This window comes from Flagellimonas alvinocaridis (assembly GCF_965248585.1).
Classification (GTDB): Bacteria; Bacteroidota; Bacteroidia; order Flavobacteriales; family Flavobacteriaceae; genus Flagellimonas; species Flagellimonas alvinocaridis.
In genome coordinates, this window is record NZ_OZ252111.1 from 991,156 (window position 1) to 1,006,459 (window position 15,304).

Genomic DNA, 15,304 nt, shown 5'->3' on the forward strand with positions numbered 1-15,304 from the left:
TTGGAAACTATGGGATTGGTATATCTCGAGTATGATTTTACGATAGAACCGGCCCAGCCGGCAACGGATATTTTGATTGCCGAACTGGGAGAGGTGGGGTTTGAGAGTTTTGTGGAGAACGAAACCGGGCTTTTGGCCTATATCTTAAAATCGGATTGGCGGGAGGATATTTTGGACGGACTTTATATCCTGCAGCAACCCGGTTTTGAAATTTCATGGACCCAAAAAGAAATCCAACAACAAAACTGGAATGCCGAATGGGAACGGAATTTCCATCCCATTACCGTTGGGGACAGATGTATGGTGCGTGCTCCGTTCCACCCAGCAGCTGAGGTGGAATACGATATTGTAATTGAGCCGAAGATGAGTTTTGGAACCGGGCACCATGAAACCACCCACATGATGCTTCAGCATATTCTCGATATTGATGTCCAAGGGAAATCGGTGTTGGACATGGGTTGCGGTACCGGAGTTCTGGCCATTTTGGCCAAAAAGAAAGGGGCAGGACCTGTAGATGCCATTGACATTGACGAATGGTGCTACTTGAACACCCAGGAAAACATAGAAAGGAATGATTGCGAGAGTATTACAGCTTTTCAGGGAGATAGTAGCTTGTTGAAAGGGAAAAAATACGATGTGATCTTGGCCAACATCAACCGAAATATTCTACTGGAGGATATTCCCGTATATGCCGAGTGTCTTAATTCTGGGGGAATACTTTTGCTAAGTGGCTTTTATTTGGAGGATTTGAATGCAATTTCCTCAAAATGTGGTGAATATGGATTGAAATTTGAAAAAAATCTTGAAAAAAATAATTGGATTTCGGCAAAATATGTAAATTAGAAAGACATAACTCCGCAATTATGGGCACTAAGGAAAAAGAATCGGAAGACCTTCTACTGGAAGAGGAGATTGTAAATCAGAGCGAGATTGTTCTTTTTAATGATGACGTGAATACTTTTGATCATGTCATTGAAACCTTGATCAATGTTTGCGATCATACTCCTGAACAAGCGGAACAATGTTCTTTAATCGTGCATTACAATGGTAAATGTACCGTAAAGACTGGAGAGTATTCTTTTCTAAAGCCAAAGTGTTCCCAACTGCTACAGGCCGGGTTAAGCGCAGAAATTGTTTAGGCTTACCGTCCCTTTTTAGTTAAATCACATAGATTGCATATTTTCTTTTGAAGGGAATAAAATCTTCTTATTACATTCAAGTTTTTCAGAACAAAAGATTCAACCAAAAATCACAAATTCTTTACTTAAGCCGAGACCACAAAACTAATAGACTGCTGTACCTTTACCCATGAAACCAATATATCAAATCGCTAATCACTGTATCTGAGAAATGGGTGAATTTTTTAAGGCCGAATTAAAAGACCGTTTTTTGGAATATGCCTTGGAGCGTAGTGATTATTTTGAGATTCAGACGTTGTATGATGAATTTTTAAGACCCAACTACAACCTACAATTTGTGGAACGGTTGGTAAGGGAAATTCAGGAGTATGACGCCAATTTATTGGATATAATGAGCGGTAACGGTCTGGAAATATTTATGTTGGCCTCTACACCCAGTACCCAAGATTTTTTGGATGAGGGAGGATTCATGGATATGTATGTACGGGAAGAGGAAAAGTGGGACGTGTTTTTGGACCAACTCTCTAGCAATCGTAAATTGAGCAAGGACGAAAAACAGTTGTTAAAAAAGAACTCGCCCGGACTCAAAAAAGAGAAAACATTGCTTTTTGGGCTCATTTCTGCAGTTGCCATTAGTTTTTTGTTTACCCTGTTCAGTATTTTAAAAGAGAGTTTGTTTGAACCTCAATATGTTCCAGCCGATGATTTTGAAAGGGAAATGGAACGGATACGCTCACAATATTTTCAGGAAAATGAACGCTTGAAAGTTGAATTGAAAGAGGCTCAATCCTCTTTGGATTCCCTAATGGAACCAGCCTCTATAATAGCACCCAGTAAAGATTAATCACTATTGGTCACGAAAGCTATTTGTTTACTGTCAGGAGACCAACTGGTCACGTTAATGGTTCCTTGTCCCCCATAGATATATGCAATGATTTTTGGCATGTCCCCTTTGGTTGACATTAATCGTAGGGTACAGTGTCTGTAAAAAGGATGGTCTCCGAACCCAGTTGTAGGGGGGAATGAAATAAATGCAATCCATTTTCCGTCAGGGGAAATATGGGGAAACCAATCTTTGAAATTGGGGTCATCCGTCAGTTGTACAGGATTGCTCCCATCGGCGTCCATTCGCCAAAGGTGCATGCTTCCTGTTCGATTCGAATTAAAGTATATATACTTTCCATCTGGTGAATATTCCGACCCGTCGTCTAAATCCTTGGTGTCTGTTAGCTGCTTTTCTTGGCCAGATGCAATGTTAACAGAATAGAGATCGTATTTTCCATTGCGATGACCTGTGAATACCATCTGTGTGTTATCTGGAGAAATACCATGGAGATAAGAGGCGCCCACCCCATCCTTGGTAACTTTTTTAGGCCGAGAATCTCCTTCTGGGTTCATGACATAAATAGAAGAAAGGCCACCATCATCGGGATTGTGGTTGCTGATGCCTAGAAGACTTCCATCAAAAGAAAAAACATGATCATTGTTATTGCTGATTGCGGTTCCTGTATTGAGTTGGGATATTTCTTGGTTTTCAAAACTATAGCGATATAGAAATCCATTGGAGTTGTATAGCAAAGCTTTTCCATCTGTTGACCAATTTGGAGCTTGGATGGAATGCGCAGATTGAAAAAGAACTTTTCGGTGCCCGGTATCCACATTCATCACCTCCATGTTGCTGCCAATATAGTCCTGATAGGGTTTAAACCCCATGGGAGCTGGTTTTATGATGCGGACATTTGAAAAAATGGCCTTTTCCAGTACTTCTACATTATGGGAACAAACATATAAGCCAACAAAGACTTCGTTTTTAAGGCTGACTCCTTCAAGTTTTATGGTAGTGAAGGGTTCACCAAATTTGGCTGTGGACATATAATACACCCCATTTCGTCGCTCTAACTGCACTACATCCGGAGCTTTGTCTGGTGAAATCAGTTCTTCGGTTTCAGCCCCACTTTCCCTCCTAAACTGTAGAGAGGTCAATCCATCACCATGAACACAGGCATTCACATGTGGAGAGTCGCCTTGTAAATTGTTGCGTACGATCCAACCTATTTTTCTGTGGGCATCAATTCCCTCTCCAACAAATGCGACATGGGTCCTTAAAATAAAATCGCCTTGTATGGACTGGTACACATACTGGAATTCATCTTTTTTGCCCCACATATTTGATCCCGCTCCCTGAATGGTGTACTCTTGTGTGAGGGGATCATACGCAGTGGTTCCTGACAGTAAAGGATTTCCAATATTGATTTGATGTTGAAAGATACCATATCTATCAAAAGAGGATGGTGTAAGGCTCTCTTGGGTAATTCTTTTTTCGGCGGATATGAAACTCGAGAGTGTTGCAAGCAAGATGGTGGTCAATAGTACTTTTTTCATTTCCTTGGATTTCTGTTTTTAGTTTTAATAAGTCGGGAAAAAATTAAAATCTTTCTAAAAGGTATGTAAAAAACATAAATAAGTTGTTGAACTACAATAGTTTAAAAAAATTTGAAAGATTTGTGATTTCTCAATGACAGACGAGTCGCTGTAAATCCGTCGATTTTTGATTGACACACCTACTTTATGTGGTGTTGTACCAACTAATGTCTTAGTTCTATAGGATTCATTCCTCTATATTTTCGGAACATTTTGTTCATATGGCTTGCATCGGTAAACCCTACTTGATTGGATATTTGCGAAATGGTAAGGGAGCTTTGTTTCAATAACCGCTCAGCCGTTTTCAAACGGGTCTCATTGATCATTTTTTGAAGTCCCATTCCTGTGTGCTTTTTCAGGTACATGCTGATGTAGTTGGGAGATAGATTGAAGGTCGCCGAAATGTGTTTTTGGGAGAGCAGTTCTTTTTTGTCCATATTTTTTCTGATATGGGCAAGAAGCTGTTGAACCTTGTCCTGTTCCTTTAGGGCAGCCTTGCTGATACTGAGATTTTTTTTCGCCAAGTTACGCGCCACCAATACCATTATGGCCCCAAAAAGCTCCAACATCAGAGATCTGGAATCCAATTTGGGATCATTGAATTCATCCAACAACATTTTTGCTAGGGGAAAGAGTAGTTTTTTATCCTCTTGGTCTTTAATGATGCATTCCGGAACCGTATTCGGGTTATACAGGACCTCTTCAAATTTTTTTGTCCATTGTGGGGAACCATTGCCCAAACGTTTTTCAGTAAACAATTGTTCAGTAAACTTGATATAGGTAAATACGGTAAATTTTTCTATTTCAAAGGAATGATAATCTTCCGGCGTCAACAAGAAGACATGTCCGGGACCATACGAAAAGGATGTCCCGTTGAGAAAATGCTTCCCATTGCCCTCGTTGACCAAGATGAGCTCATAAAAATTATGGGTATGGGTGGCATAGGGCCATTCATCCAGCTTGAGCTGAAAAACATTTAGGGCATACCTGCTGAATATTCTTTTCATGGTTCAAATTATTTTACAAAAGTATACTGTTTTTTTACAATAATAGAATGATTTTTCTTGGGGAATTTTGTTCCATCAAATCGTAATCTAATTGAAACATGAAATTGATATTACAAAGATTGTCACCCTTCTTTCTATGTCTGATGGCCCTTTTTGGTTCCTGTGCAGATGTAAGTGATAGTAGAAAAGAAGATGCTATGGCCAAGGAGGGTGACCATGGCACCGAACTGACCTCCCATTGGCCCAATGGAGCCCGCTTGGTCGTCTCATTTTCCATGCAGTTTGAGACGGGCGGTCAACCCGAAGGGGCAGAAAGTCCATTTTCGGGAAATCCATTGCCCAAGGGCAACCCTGACCTCCCAGCCGAAAGTTGGTTCCGTTATGGGGCCAAGGAAGGAATGTGGCGTATGATGGACCTGTGGGACAAACACAACATTAAGGTCACTTCCCATATTGTGGGGGAAGCTGCTGTTCAATACCCCAAAATAGCCAAGGCCATATCGGAACGTGGACATGAAGTTGCGGCCCACGGAATTGCTTGGGATGATCAGTGGAATCTATCCTATGAAGACGAGTTTGAATTCATCAAAAAAGGGATTGATACCGTGGAGTCTATCACCGGACAACGGGGACGGGGGTATAATGCAAATTGGCTACGAAGAGGACCCAATACGTTGAAGGTGCTACAGGATTTGGATTTTCTCTATCATATAGATGATTTGAGCCGTGACGAGCCTTTTATTGCCAAAGTCAGAGGGGAAAACTTTGTGATCATTCCCTACACATTGCGCAACAACGATATTGTAAATATTGAAGGAAAACATTGGTCGCCAGACCAGTTTTTGGCCCAACTGAAAGCAGAGTTTGACCAATTGTATGCCGAAGGCAACCACAAACGACGGATGATGAGTGTAAGCCTGCATGATAGGATAGGCGGAGCCCCATCTGTTGTAAGGATAGTGGATGAGTTTATCCAATATGCAAAAGAACACAAGGGTGTGGTCTTTATGCGAAAGGACCATATCGCCACAATGGTGAAAGACGATCCCAACACTCCAGTCGACAATTCAGAGATGAAGTATAACCAATAAAATTTCAAAAGGAAGATAATATGAAAGCCATAGGATTTAAGACCTCACTTCCTCTTACCCATGAGGATAGTTTTTTGCAATTTGAAAAAGAAACCCCAAGCCCAAAAGGCCATGATCTATTGGTGAAGGTAGGGGCCATATCGGTAAACCCTGTGGACTATAAAATGCGACAGAACAGTCTTAAAGGAAAGTCATTGGATGAACCCAAGGTAATTGGTTGGGATGCTGTAGGCGTTGTGGAGGCGGTTGGGGATAGCGTGTCCCTGTTTAAAAAAGGGGACAAGGTTTTTTACGCAGGGGATATCACCAGACCGGGTAGCAATCAAGAATTTCAATTGATTGATGAAAGAATAGTGGGTTTTGCTCCAAAAAATATAAAAAAGGAGGCTGCTGCAGCTATGCCTTTAACGGGACTTACGGCTTGGGAAATACTTTTTGACCGTCTTCGGATTTCGCCAGAGAAGGATAAGGGAAAAAGTGTACTCATTATTGGAGGAGCAGGTGGAGTTGGCTCCGTGGCCATTCAATTGGCGAAAAAAGTGGCCGGATTGCAGGTTGTGGCCACTGCTTCCCGTCCGGAAACCGTGGCATGGTGTAAAAGTATGGGGGCAGATCATGTAGTCAATCATCAGGATTTGCTCAATGAAATGAGGAAAACTGGTTTTGAAACCGTGGACTATATCTTGGATTTTGTGGATGCCAACCAATATTGGGACGCTTTTGTGCAGCTCATAAAACCTCAAGGGAGCATAGGATCCATCAGTGATCCCACCCAACCTGTAAACCTTCGTCAATTGAAATCCAAAAGTGTGAGTTTTCATTGGGAATTGATGTTCACCCGATCCATGTTTGCTACGGATGATATGAAGGAACAACACCATATTCTAAACTGTCTTGCAAGTTTATTGGATGACGGCACCCTGCAGTCCACATTGAATACCACATTACATGATTTTACGGTGGAAAACCTAAAGAAGGCCCATGAAATATTGGAAACCAATGCCACCATTGGAAAAGTGGCCATTTTATACTGACAAAAAATTAGAACCATGAAATATAAAAATTTGTTTTCTCCATATACTTTGGGGAAAATCAACCTGAACAACCGTTTTGTGATGGCGCCCATGACACGTTCCAGAAGCAGTCAACCAGGAGATGTACCCAATGATTTAATGGCCCAATATTATGGTCAGCGTACATCAGCGGGAATCATTATTACCGAAGCCACACAAATAAGTTTACAGGGCAAAGGGTATGCCCGGACCCCCGGAATTTATACCCCGGAGCAGATTCAGGGGTGGAAAGGAGTCACAAAGAATGTCCATGAAAAAGGAGGTAAGATATTTTTGCAACTATGGCATGTGGGGCGTATATCGTCATCCAAGGTGAACGGACTCAAGCCCATTGCCCCTTCGGCCATTTCGGCAAATGGGGCCAGTGTGTATATTTTTGATGGAGCTCCTAACGGTGATGCCACCTTTGTGCCTGTTGGAGAGCCTCGTGAAATGACGTATGAAGATATTGAACAGGTTATTTCCGAATATGTTGTAGGTGCCAAAAACGCCATGGAAGCAGGCTTTGATGGGGTAGAGATTCATGCGGCCAATGGTTATCTCATAGATCAGTTTTTGAGAAGCAATGCCAATAAAAGAACCGATGAGTATGGGGGGTGCATGGAAAACCGAATCCGTTTGTTGCTGGAAATTGTACAGGCAGTTGCCGACGCTGTGGGCAAGGACAAAGTAGGGGTACGTCTTTCACCTTTTATTAAATTGAAGGATATGGATGATCCGGAAATTCTGGATACCATTATGTTGGCCGCTCAAAACCTGGACAAAATGGATGTTGTTTACCTTCACTTAAGCGAAGTGGATTGGGAGGATGCCCCGGAAATCCCCTATGAATTTAGGGTGCAGTTAAGGGAGAAATTCCAAAACACCATAATTGTTACAGGCAGTAAAACCCCTGAAGAAGGTGAAAGCTTATTAAAAGAACAATTGGTCGATTTGATAGGATTTGGAAGGAACTTCTTATCCAATCCGGATTACCCTATGCGTGTGCGAAAAGGAGCCTCCTTGAACGCTATATCCGATACCCATACATTATTTGGTGGGGGAGGGGCAAGAGGCTATACAGATTATCCATTTATGAAATAACGTTTGCGGGACTGGGCATGCCCAGTCCCGCTCGTTTAACAGTTAATGGTTTATAGATCATTGATTGCAGATACGAAATTGTCCAGAAAGGAATCCCTCTTTTTTGATGAAAGTCGATCTAAGGATAGAAATGGGTTTAGGTCTTCCAATTCCACTAACAAAAGTGAGCCGTCTTTTAGGCGACATGCATCTACACGGGTAATCCCATGTTTCATTCCGTTCCATTCCACAAAGCGGTTGGCAAATGTCAGGTCTTCCAAGGAAGGATTGGTTTCATAAAGTTCCCACCTTTTGGCTTTGTCAGGAGCGTAGAGCACATACTGAAATTCATTATTGAGGTAGTACATTGAAACTTCATGCTCAAAATCCACATAGGGCTGCACAATACAATTTTCCCAAGATAAGCTTTCCAGTTGCTCTTTGTCCACTACTGTCATCCCAATGGAATCTGCCCCATCCATGGGTTTTACAATATATTTATTTGAGGAGCCCAATCGATGAATTTGAGAGAATCGGTCAATGGTGGGGATAACGGGAAAATTGTTCAGGGTCAAATCAAGTAAATAGTGTTTACCCTTGATATCGGCATTGCCGTCCAATGTATTAAAAATGGGAATGTTTTTATTGTACACCGCTTTCTTGAACTGCTGGAAATCATCCGAAAATCCCATTATAGGCCCCGTATTTCTAAAAATGACGATATCAGCCATATCAAGAAAAGATTGCGCTTGGGTGGGATGCACCAATAGGATGTTGAAGTGTGATTTTAATCTGGCCGAGACCATTAAATCTTCCTCATGGTAGTTTCGTCCCTTTGCAACGTAATACAGATCAGTGACGTACAAGATGGTTTTCATGCTTTGCGACTTTAAGTTTCTAGAGGGTTATTTCCAGTTCTTTGCTGACCACTCCTTTTCCTCCAGCCATTAAACTAAGGATTTTTCCTTGTTCTATTTTAAGATCAACAATGATGGAACTGGGAGAAGGAGGTCGCATGAATTGTCCCTGGCGGATTTTGAACCGTTCCTTTTTCAGTCCAAGAATATCGTGAAGGTAACAGGCCAATGGACCTGCGGCCATACCTGTGGCGGCTTCCTCATCAATGCCATAACGGGGAGCGAACATGCGGGCTGTGGCATCGAACATGGGTTCGTCCATATCTATAGCAAAGGGGTAGAAACCTACTAGGTCAAAGGCTTCGCTCAGCTGTTGAATGAGCTCTTGTTTGGGTGAGATATGCCCCAATATGTTTTCGTTCTTCACTGGGATTACAAAAAAAGCGTTACCGGTGTTGACATACTGCAAAGCTGCATGGGACATCAAGTCTGACGCATCCAGACCCAAAGATTCGAGAATAAAATCCTTCACCAATGTAAGTTCTCCATATTTTGGGGCGCGCTGTTCCATGAATGCTAGACCCTCCACCAATTTAATGTCCCTGTTTCCATCGATGGTTTCCTTGGAAGAATTTTGCTTGGGAACCTTGCCCAGTTGTTCTAGATAGGAAAATGTGGCCACAGTTGCATGTCCGCAATGAGCTATTTGTCGAGTAGGTGTAAAGAATTCCAATTTAAAATCCGCAGTTTCAGATTTTGAAACAAAAGCGGTTTCCGAAAGACCAACCTCTTTGGCAATATGCAATTTTTGGGATTGTGAAAAATTATCGGCATCCAGTACCACACCTGCTGGATTCCCTCCTTTTCCTTTGTCAACAAAGGCATTGACAACCTGTACTTTTACGTTCATTTTTTAATGGTTTTTATCCTATGGACGTGGAACCACTAAAAAAGACGCATTTTGTATTGACCTAGGCTAGATTTCGATTTCAGTTTGGAATACAATTACGGCATTTCCCTTTATCTGAATAGATGTTGTGCGGTTATTTTCAATGTTGACGCTGACCTGCATTTCTCCCATCCGGTTCATAATTTCTCCTTGTCTTCCCACAAATTCAAAATATCTCCCTTTATGCTGCACAATGCCATTGTCTACCAAATACCCGCCCAAGGGTCCATTGGCATTTCCAGTCACGGGATCCTCCATAATGCCAATGGCGGGAGCGAACATCCTACCGTAGGTCAATACTTCGCTGGAGATGGAATCAAAAGTGAAAACGAAATAGCCGTTGCATTGGATTGCAGGGCTTATTTCGGCCAAACTGATCATATCCGGTTTTAATTGATTGAGTTTTGAACGTGAACGGATTCCTATAATCACCTTGGAATGACCTGTAGAAGCAATTTGAATGGGACATTTTTCTTCCAAATCAGTTTTGTCAAGCCCAAATGCGGAAAGAATACGTTGTGCAATGAATGCATCCAATGGGGGATAAAGTTGAAAACGGCCTTGTTCCATAACAATCTGATAGTCGCCAGCTTGTTTGATAATCTCTATAGGCAAAATACCGACTGTGGTTTTCATCTTCAGAATGCAGGAATCCAGTTGTTCTTCCTTTGCCTTGGCATAAAGGGCAGCAATGGTGGCATGTCCACATATGGGCACCTCTGTAGTCGGGGTAAAATATCGGATTTTGCCATCATGATCTCCTCCGTAGGACGGAAACAGAAAAGCAGTTTCCGAATTATTCAGTTCCCTGGCGATCAATTGCATTTGCCCAGAGGTCATCCCCTCTGCATTCAATACCACTCCGGCCGGGTTTCCCTTAAATTTTTCCTTGGTGAATGCATCGACTTGATAAACGGTTCTTTTTTTCATAATGTTTGGCTATGTTGCCCTGTAGGCGATGACACCGCAAAAAGGACGCAGCAACAACTATTTTAGATAATCAATGATGTTGCCATCGGAGTCCTTGACCACATTGGGGCAATCTAAAATATCTCCCTTTAGAATATCCTTGGCCCGTTGCACCCTGGATTTGGCTCCTGAGTAGGAGATATTTTCAAATTGTGCCAACTGTTTTTGGGTGAAGTCCTTGAACGAGGTCATAAGAATGGCCTCCTTGTATTTTGTGGACAAGGCAGTTATTTTGCCATTGATGCAATTGGAAAGTCGGGCATATACGTGGTCTTCCTCACCAGTTTCCGGTAAATCAATATGGAATGGGGTTTCCTTTGAGTTTTTTTTGCCCCTGTAATGGTCAGATAAGGTATTTCTGGTAATCTGATATACCCAAGAGGTCAACTTTGAAGGATTTTGAAGGGTGTCCATTTTAAGTTGTATCTTAAGAAATACATCTTGGAGTATATCCTTGGTGTCATCCTCGTGGCGAACCCGTTTGAGGATAAAGTTATAGAGTTCTTCGTTAAGGTCTTCCCATAGCAGTTTAATGTCTTTGTCCATACGATAAATCCCTGATTTGTAACGAAAATAGTGTTTTTAAGTTTCGGTCCAATGCAAAGGAAATTTGTCATGGTTTGTTTTTGCGAAATGACTCTTTTTGTTGCTGCCTTTGATAGGCCCTTGGGGTCATATTGGTTTCCTTTTTAAAAGCACTATAAAAAGCGGAAGATGTGTTGAAGCCTACATCATAGGCTAAATTTTCAATTTTTTCATGGGCAAAATCAACATGGGATAGTTTTGAAGTAATCTCCCGAATTCTAAAACTATTGATGACGTCCTTGAAATTTTTTCCGTAAATGAGTTTTATCCCATTGGATACCAGATAAACAGGAACATCTATATTTTCAGAGAACTGGGCAATGGAAATTCCTTGTTGTACAAATATCCGTTCCACTTCCAGGGCATGGATTATTTTATCCTTCAACATATTGGGAATCGTCACTTGCCTATTTTTGCTTCGGAACATGGGAGTTTTCAACGCGGTAAAAAACAGGATATAGATGATCAAAGAGGCCAATAGGATGCCCCAGATGTAAAATATCCTACTGGAGATATATAGTTGAAGGGAAAATAAGAGCCACAGACCAAGAATTCCATAAAACAATACATTGTGCCATTTTGAAGCTATGCCCTCTGAACGCTTGGAAAATATATATTGATACCCCAGAACAATAAGGTATCCCATTAAAAAATGTCCTGCCCACACATAGAGATCATAGGAGGGGACAAGCTCATTGATTGCAAGAATAAATGCTCCAAAAGGAATGATGAAGTGTAAAGCGTGAGACCATTGAAACTCTTTTTTTTCTGATAGTGAGTATTTAAAATATAGGAAAAGCAAAGGGCCCATAAGAATTGAACCCAGCAGTCCGAATGAGATGCCCATCATGGAAGACCCGTGAAAAACATAGGAGAACAATGATTTGGAAAGTCGCATCGCCAAGGCCAAGAACAAGAGCCCCACGGCAAGGTCTCCCCATTTATTTTCCTTGCGGACCAAAATAAAGTAAAGGGCCATCATTAGCCCACTGGAAATGGCAGCCCCGGAAAAAATGGTCAATGCTATAGAAGGTTCCATGTATTTCGGTTTGGGGTCAAGTTAACCTGTATGGCCTCCATTATATGTTAAAATTCATATAAATGGATATCCGCTTTTTTATAAACAGGAGAAAAAACCATCAAACTAGTTTCATATTTGGACCACAAATCTGCCTAAAATCATTTGGCAATCTCTTTGAAATCCATACATCATGAAATCAACAAAAACAATGGTTCTGGTATTCGTGGCATTAGTATCCAATTTGGGTCATGCGCAACAGATAAAAGATGTCCATAGAAGTGAATATTATGCATTGTTGCCTTTTTGGGAATCTCCATATCAACCTGTAAAGGGAGGGTATCCCATTACCGAAGAAGAGGCGTTGCACCGAATCAATCTAAAAGTGGACTATAATGCAAGCAACCAGGTTATCGCAACCCATGTTCGTATTGGAGAGGAATACAAGGAGTTTGAAGGTCGATTTGGAAACCTGAACATCAATGCACCCCATACCAAAATCACCTATACCCGGGATAAGGAAGTGCACCATTTTTTTGACCGTTTTGGAAACCGGATTTCCGTGATGGGGAAGGTGTATGCCAAGATTTATGAAAAGGATGTATTGGGGAGAAACATCTCCTTGACTTTTATTGATGCCAACGGTAAGCCGGTTTCTGACTGGTTTGGTGTGATGCGCTACCAATGGTTCCACGAGCCCAATGGAAGCCTTATTGAGGAGCGTTTGGATAGCACAGGGAAAATAGTTCCTTTGCGGGGTGATTTTCAATTTTTGAGAACCCGTATGACCTTCAATGAGCAAGGGTATTTTGGAACCCTCGAAAATATTGATTCCAATGGAAACTTGGTCAGCACGGATAATGGAGCAGCTGTTTTTAAATACTATTATGACATTCATGGAAGATTTGATCGATGGGAGGTTTTTGATGAGCATTGGAATCCCGCCATTGGATCTTCCCATACTGCCGGAGAGCAGAACAGTTGGAACAAGTATGACCTAGAGGATATTGTATTCTTCGATAAGCACAAGAATCCTGCAACCCATTGGTCCGGTGCGGAACGTTGGCACTTTGAAACGGATGCATTTGGCAACAAAACAATGCTGGAATTTCAGGATGGTGAAGGAAATCCTAAAAATGCAAATAACGGATATGCCAAATATGTTATGGAATGGACAGAGGATGGGAGGCATCTAATTTCTGAAACGTATTTGGATAAAGAAGGCGCCAATACAATCCATAAAGTCTCCGGAGTGCATCGTGTAGAGTATGTAAGAAATTCTTTGGGCCTAATCATGGAAAAAAAATATCTAGGTACCGATAAGAAATTGGTAAATAGAAAAGATAATGGGGTTGCTTTTGAAAAAATAAACTATGATGCCAATCATGTTTTGATTACAACCGAATTATTTGATGCCGATGGAGATCGTGTTCAAAACCCTTGACGCCAAGTTACATTTTCCCAACTTGAAAAAATGAATTTCTGTAGCTAATTTCAAGCCTTTTAGTAAGACTTAATTGTAGATAAGGAGAACTTTGTTAGAATCACTTTAAATAGGTCTTCCCTTTCACCTCGCATGCGTTTAATTCCGTACTTTGGCAAAGTTTTTAGTTGAAAAGCTATTGACATGCGGTAATGGAAACATTTAATGAAGTACGAGTGCATGAAAAACAAGAGCGCTTCAAAATAAGCCTTGGCTCAGTCAAGAACACAATAAAGTTGATAACCACCACCCCTCAAACAACCGAATCATACTCTTCCTCCCAGTTTTCTCTCTACCCGGTTTTAGTTTTTTCAGTATTAAGAGTCAATACGTATGAAATACAAAATAAGCGTCATAGTGCCTGTCTATAATGTAGAGAGATACCTTGGACGATGTTTGGACAGTATTCTTGGGCAACCGTATAGGAACCTAGAAGTTATTTTGATCAATGATGGGTCTACTGACGGTTCTCCGGAAATATGTGATGACTATTCATCTAAAGATGCTAGAATAAAAGTTCTGCATCAAAAAAATCAAGGGGTCTCTGTAGCTAGGAACAGGGGACTTGAAAAATCTACGGGGGATTATATTTCATTTGTTGATGCGGATGACTGGATACATAAAGACATGTATCAACTATTGATGAATTATGTAGATGGTCAAAGCAATAAGATCTTCACTTTTGAAGCGCTGTTCTCAAACCGCAAAAAAGAATTTCCCGAAACCTTTTCGTCATTAAAAGTTGAGACATGGGATAAGGGGAAAATCCTTGAAGATTATTTGAAAAAGGGGTTTTACCTCTGGCGAAATCTATATCCAAAGGAACTGGCGAAAAAGATAAAGTTTAAGGAAGGTATACACATAACATCTGATGTCATCTTCGGTATTAATTTATTGGAACACGTCGAGTCTGCCTGTTATATAAATGCGCCCTTGTATATGTATTTTGTCGATAATAACGAATCCATTACAAGAAACGGTTATGACGCAAGAAAGTATATAGTTTTTGATGTGAACCTTTATTTGAAGAATAGGACACAAAATCTCTTTCCCAATGACAATGCATTAAACGAGCTGGTTAGGAAAAGATTGATGGAAAATATTAAGTACCATCTTCAAAATACTCGAAAAAGTAAACGGACAGAACCTAAAAATCAGGATACAATCAAGTTTAGAAGGCAGCTTAAAAAAGAATTTGATAAAAATTATAAAAATGCAATTGATTTTTCATTTGAAGGGCTGACGATAAGATACATGCCTCTCTTCATTTCAGATATTATCTTCAACCTAAAGCAAAAGTTGTTACAATAGAAAAGGGTTGATGCCGGCACATTGATTAATCCCTTTGCATGTCTTCCTGAAAATGTAAACCGGCAACTCAACGACACAACGATTTTGTCATTGCCAGTATTTACAACGGTCTGCAACTTACGGTATTTTAATAAATAACAAAACCCTGCATTTTCATACAGGGTTTGTGTTTTAAGTGACCGCGGCAGGATTCAAACCTCATTCCACAAGCCCTATATTTAAAGGATTTTAAGACCTTACAAAAACTGTTGACCGAATTACTGTCTTTTAATTTGGTCGTAATTCTTGATGATTCAACTTTCGATATAAAGATAATAATTTTAAATGTTTGAAATAACC

Annotated in this window: 15 protein-coding genes; 8 read left to right on the top strand and 7 right to left on the bottom strand. The window is 40.8% G+C overall.

Annotated elements, in window-relative coordinates; translation table 11 throughout:
* The first annotated feature begins 9 nt into the window (after positions 1–9).
* The 3 genes from prmA to ACP14V_RS04475 all read left to right on the top strand — a co-directional run bounded on the left by prmA (position 10) and on the right by ACP14V_RS04475 (position 1,983).
* Complete coding sequence (gene prmA, locus ACP14V_RS04465; RefSeq protein WP_272609509.1) at positions 10–843, top strand: 50S ribosomal protein L11 methyltransferase; 834 nt, start codon at positions 10–12, stop codon at positions 841–843.
* A 20-nt stretch (positions 844–863) separates the two neighbouring features.
* On the top strand, positions 864–1,139 hold the full coding sequence (locus ACP14V_RS04470; RefSeq protein WP_136565744.1) for an ATP-dependent Clp protease adaptor ClpS: 276 nt from the start codon (positions 864–866) through the stop codon (positions 1,137–1,139).
* Between the two features lie 211 nt (positions 1,140–1,350).
* The gene (locus tag ACP14V_RS04475) at positions 1,351–1,983 is read left to right on the top strand and encodes a hypothetical protein (RefSeq protein WP_272609510.1); all 633 of its coding nucleotides are present in this window, start codon (positions 1,351–1,353) and stop codon (positions 1,981–1,983) included.
* On the opposite strand, the gene ACP14V_RS04480 is transcribed toward ACP14V_RS04475, so the two are convergent.
* Together ACP14V_RS04480 and ACP14V_RS04485 are read right to left on the bottom strand one after the other, a co-directional pair.
* Positions 1,980–3,521, bottom strand: coding sequence for a TolB family protein (locus tag ACP14V_RS04480; RefSeq protein WP_272609511.1), 1,542 nt, complete (start codon positions 3,519–3,521; stop codon positions 1,980–1,982). The two genes, ACP14V_RS04475 and ACP14V_RS04480, sit on opposite strands and share 4 nt — an antisense overlap.
* A gap of 203 nt (positions 3,522–3,724) precedes the next feature.
* A complete protein-coding gene (locus ACP14V_RS04485) occupies positions 3,725–4,567 on the bottom strand; it encodes a helix-turn-helix domain-containing protein (protein WP_272609512.1) in 843 nt (280 codons plus the stop codon).
* Positions 4,568–4,665: 98 nt separating this feature from the next.
* Between ACP14V_RS04485 and ACP14V_RS04490 the strand changes: the two genes are divergently transcribed.
* From ACP14V_RS04490 to ACP14V_RS04500, 3 genes are read left to right on the top strand one after another with little or no spacing between them, the layout of a single operon-like run.
* Positions 4,666–5,658 carry a polysaccharide deacetylase family protein gene (locus tag ACP14V_RS04490; RefSeq protein ID WP_272609513.1) on the top strand — a complete coding sequence of 331 codons (993 nt, stop codon included), beginning with the start codon at positions 4,666–4,668 and terminating at the stop codon, positions 5,656–5,658.
* A gap of 20 nt (positions 5,659–5,678) precedes the next feature.
* A complete protein-coding gene (locus tag ACP14V_RS04495) occupies positions 5,679–6,692 on the top strand; it encodes a zinc-binding alcohol dehydrogenase family protein (protein ID WP_272609514.1) in 1,014 nt (337 codons plus the stop codon).
* A 15-nt stretch (positions 6,693–6,707) separates the two neighbouring features.
* Positions 6,708–7,814, top strand: coding sequence for an alkene reductase (locus ACP14V_RS04500; protein ID WP_272609515.1), 1,107 nt, complete (start codon positions 6,708–6,710; stop codon positions 7,812–7,814).
* Between the two features lie 50 nt (positions 7,815–7,864).
* On the opposite strand, the gene ACP14V_RS04505 is transcribed toward ACP14V_RS04500, so the two are convergent.
* The 5 genes from ACP14V_RS04505 to ACP14V_RS04525 form a co-directional block, all read right to left on the bottom strand.
* Positions 7,865–8,671 (bottom strand): ATP-grasp domain-containing protein, encoded by an 807-nt coding sequence (locus ACP14V_RS04505; protein ID WP_272609516.1) that lies wholly within the window; start codon positions 8,669–8,671, stop codon positions 7,865–7,867.
* Positions 8,672–8,690: 19 nt separating this feature from the next.
* A complete protein-coding gene (locus ACP14V_RS04510) occupies positions 8,691–9,560 on the bottom strand; it encodes a PhzF family phenazine biosynthesis protein (protein ID WP_272609517.1) in 870 nt (289 codons plus the stop codon).
* 66 nt (positions 9,561–9,626) lie between these two features.
* Positions 9,627–10,529, bottom strand: coding sequence for a PhzF family isomerase (locus ACP14V_RS04515; protein WP_272609518.1), 903 nt, complete (start codon positions 10,527–10,529; stop codon positions 9,627–9,629).
* Positions 10,530–10,586: 57 nt separating this feature from the next.
* A complete protein-coding gene (locus ACP14V_RS04520) occupies positions 10,587–11,114 on the bottom strand; it encodes a sigma-70 family RNA polymerase sigma factor (protein ID WP_272609519.1) in 528 nt (175 codons plus the stop codon).
* 67 nt (positions 11,115–11,181) lie between these two features.
* Positions 11,182–12,192, bottom strand: coding sequence for a helix-turn-helix domain-containing protein (locus tag ACP14V_RS04525; protein WP_272609520.1), 1,011 nt, complete (start codon positions 12,190–12,192; stop codon positions 11,182–11,184).
* Positions 12,193–12,364: 172 nt separating this feature from the next.
* On the opposite strand from ACP14V_RS04525, the gene ACP14V_RS04530 reads away from it, so the two are divergent.
* Entirely contained in the window at positions 12,365–13,615 is a 1,251-nt protein-coding gene (locus tag ACP14V_RS04530) for a hypothetical protein (protein WP_272609521.1), read from the top strand.
* Between the two features lie 372 nt (positions 13,616–13,987).
* Positions 13,988–14,965 (top strand): glycosyltransferase, encoded by a 978-nt coding sequence (locus tag ACP14V_RS04535; RefSeq protein ID WP_272609523.1) that lies wholly within the window; start codon positions 13,988–13,990, stop codon positions 14,963–14,965.
* Positions 14,966–15,304 lie beyond the last annotated feature (339 nt).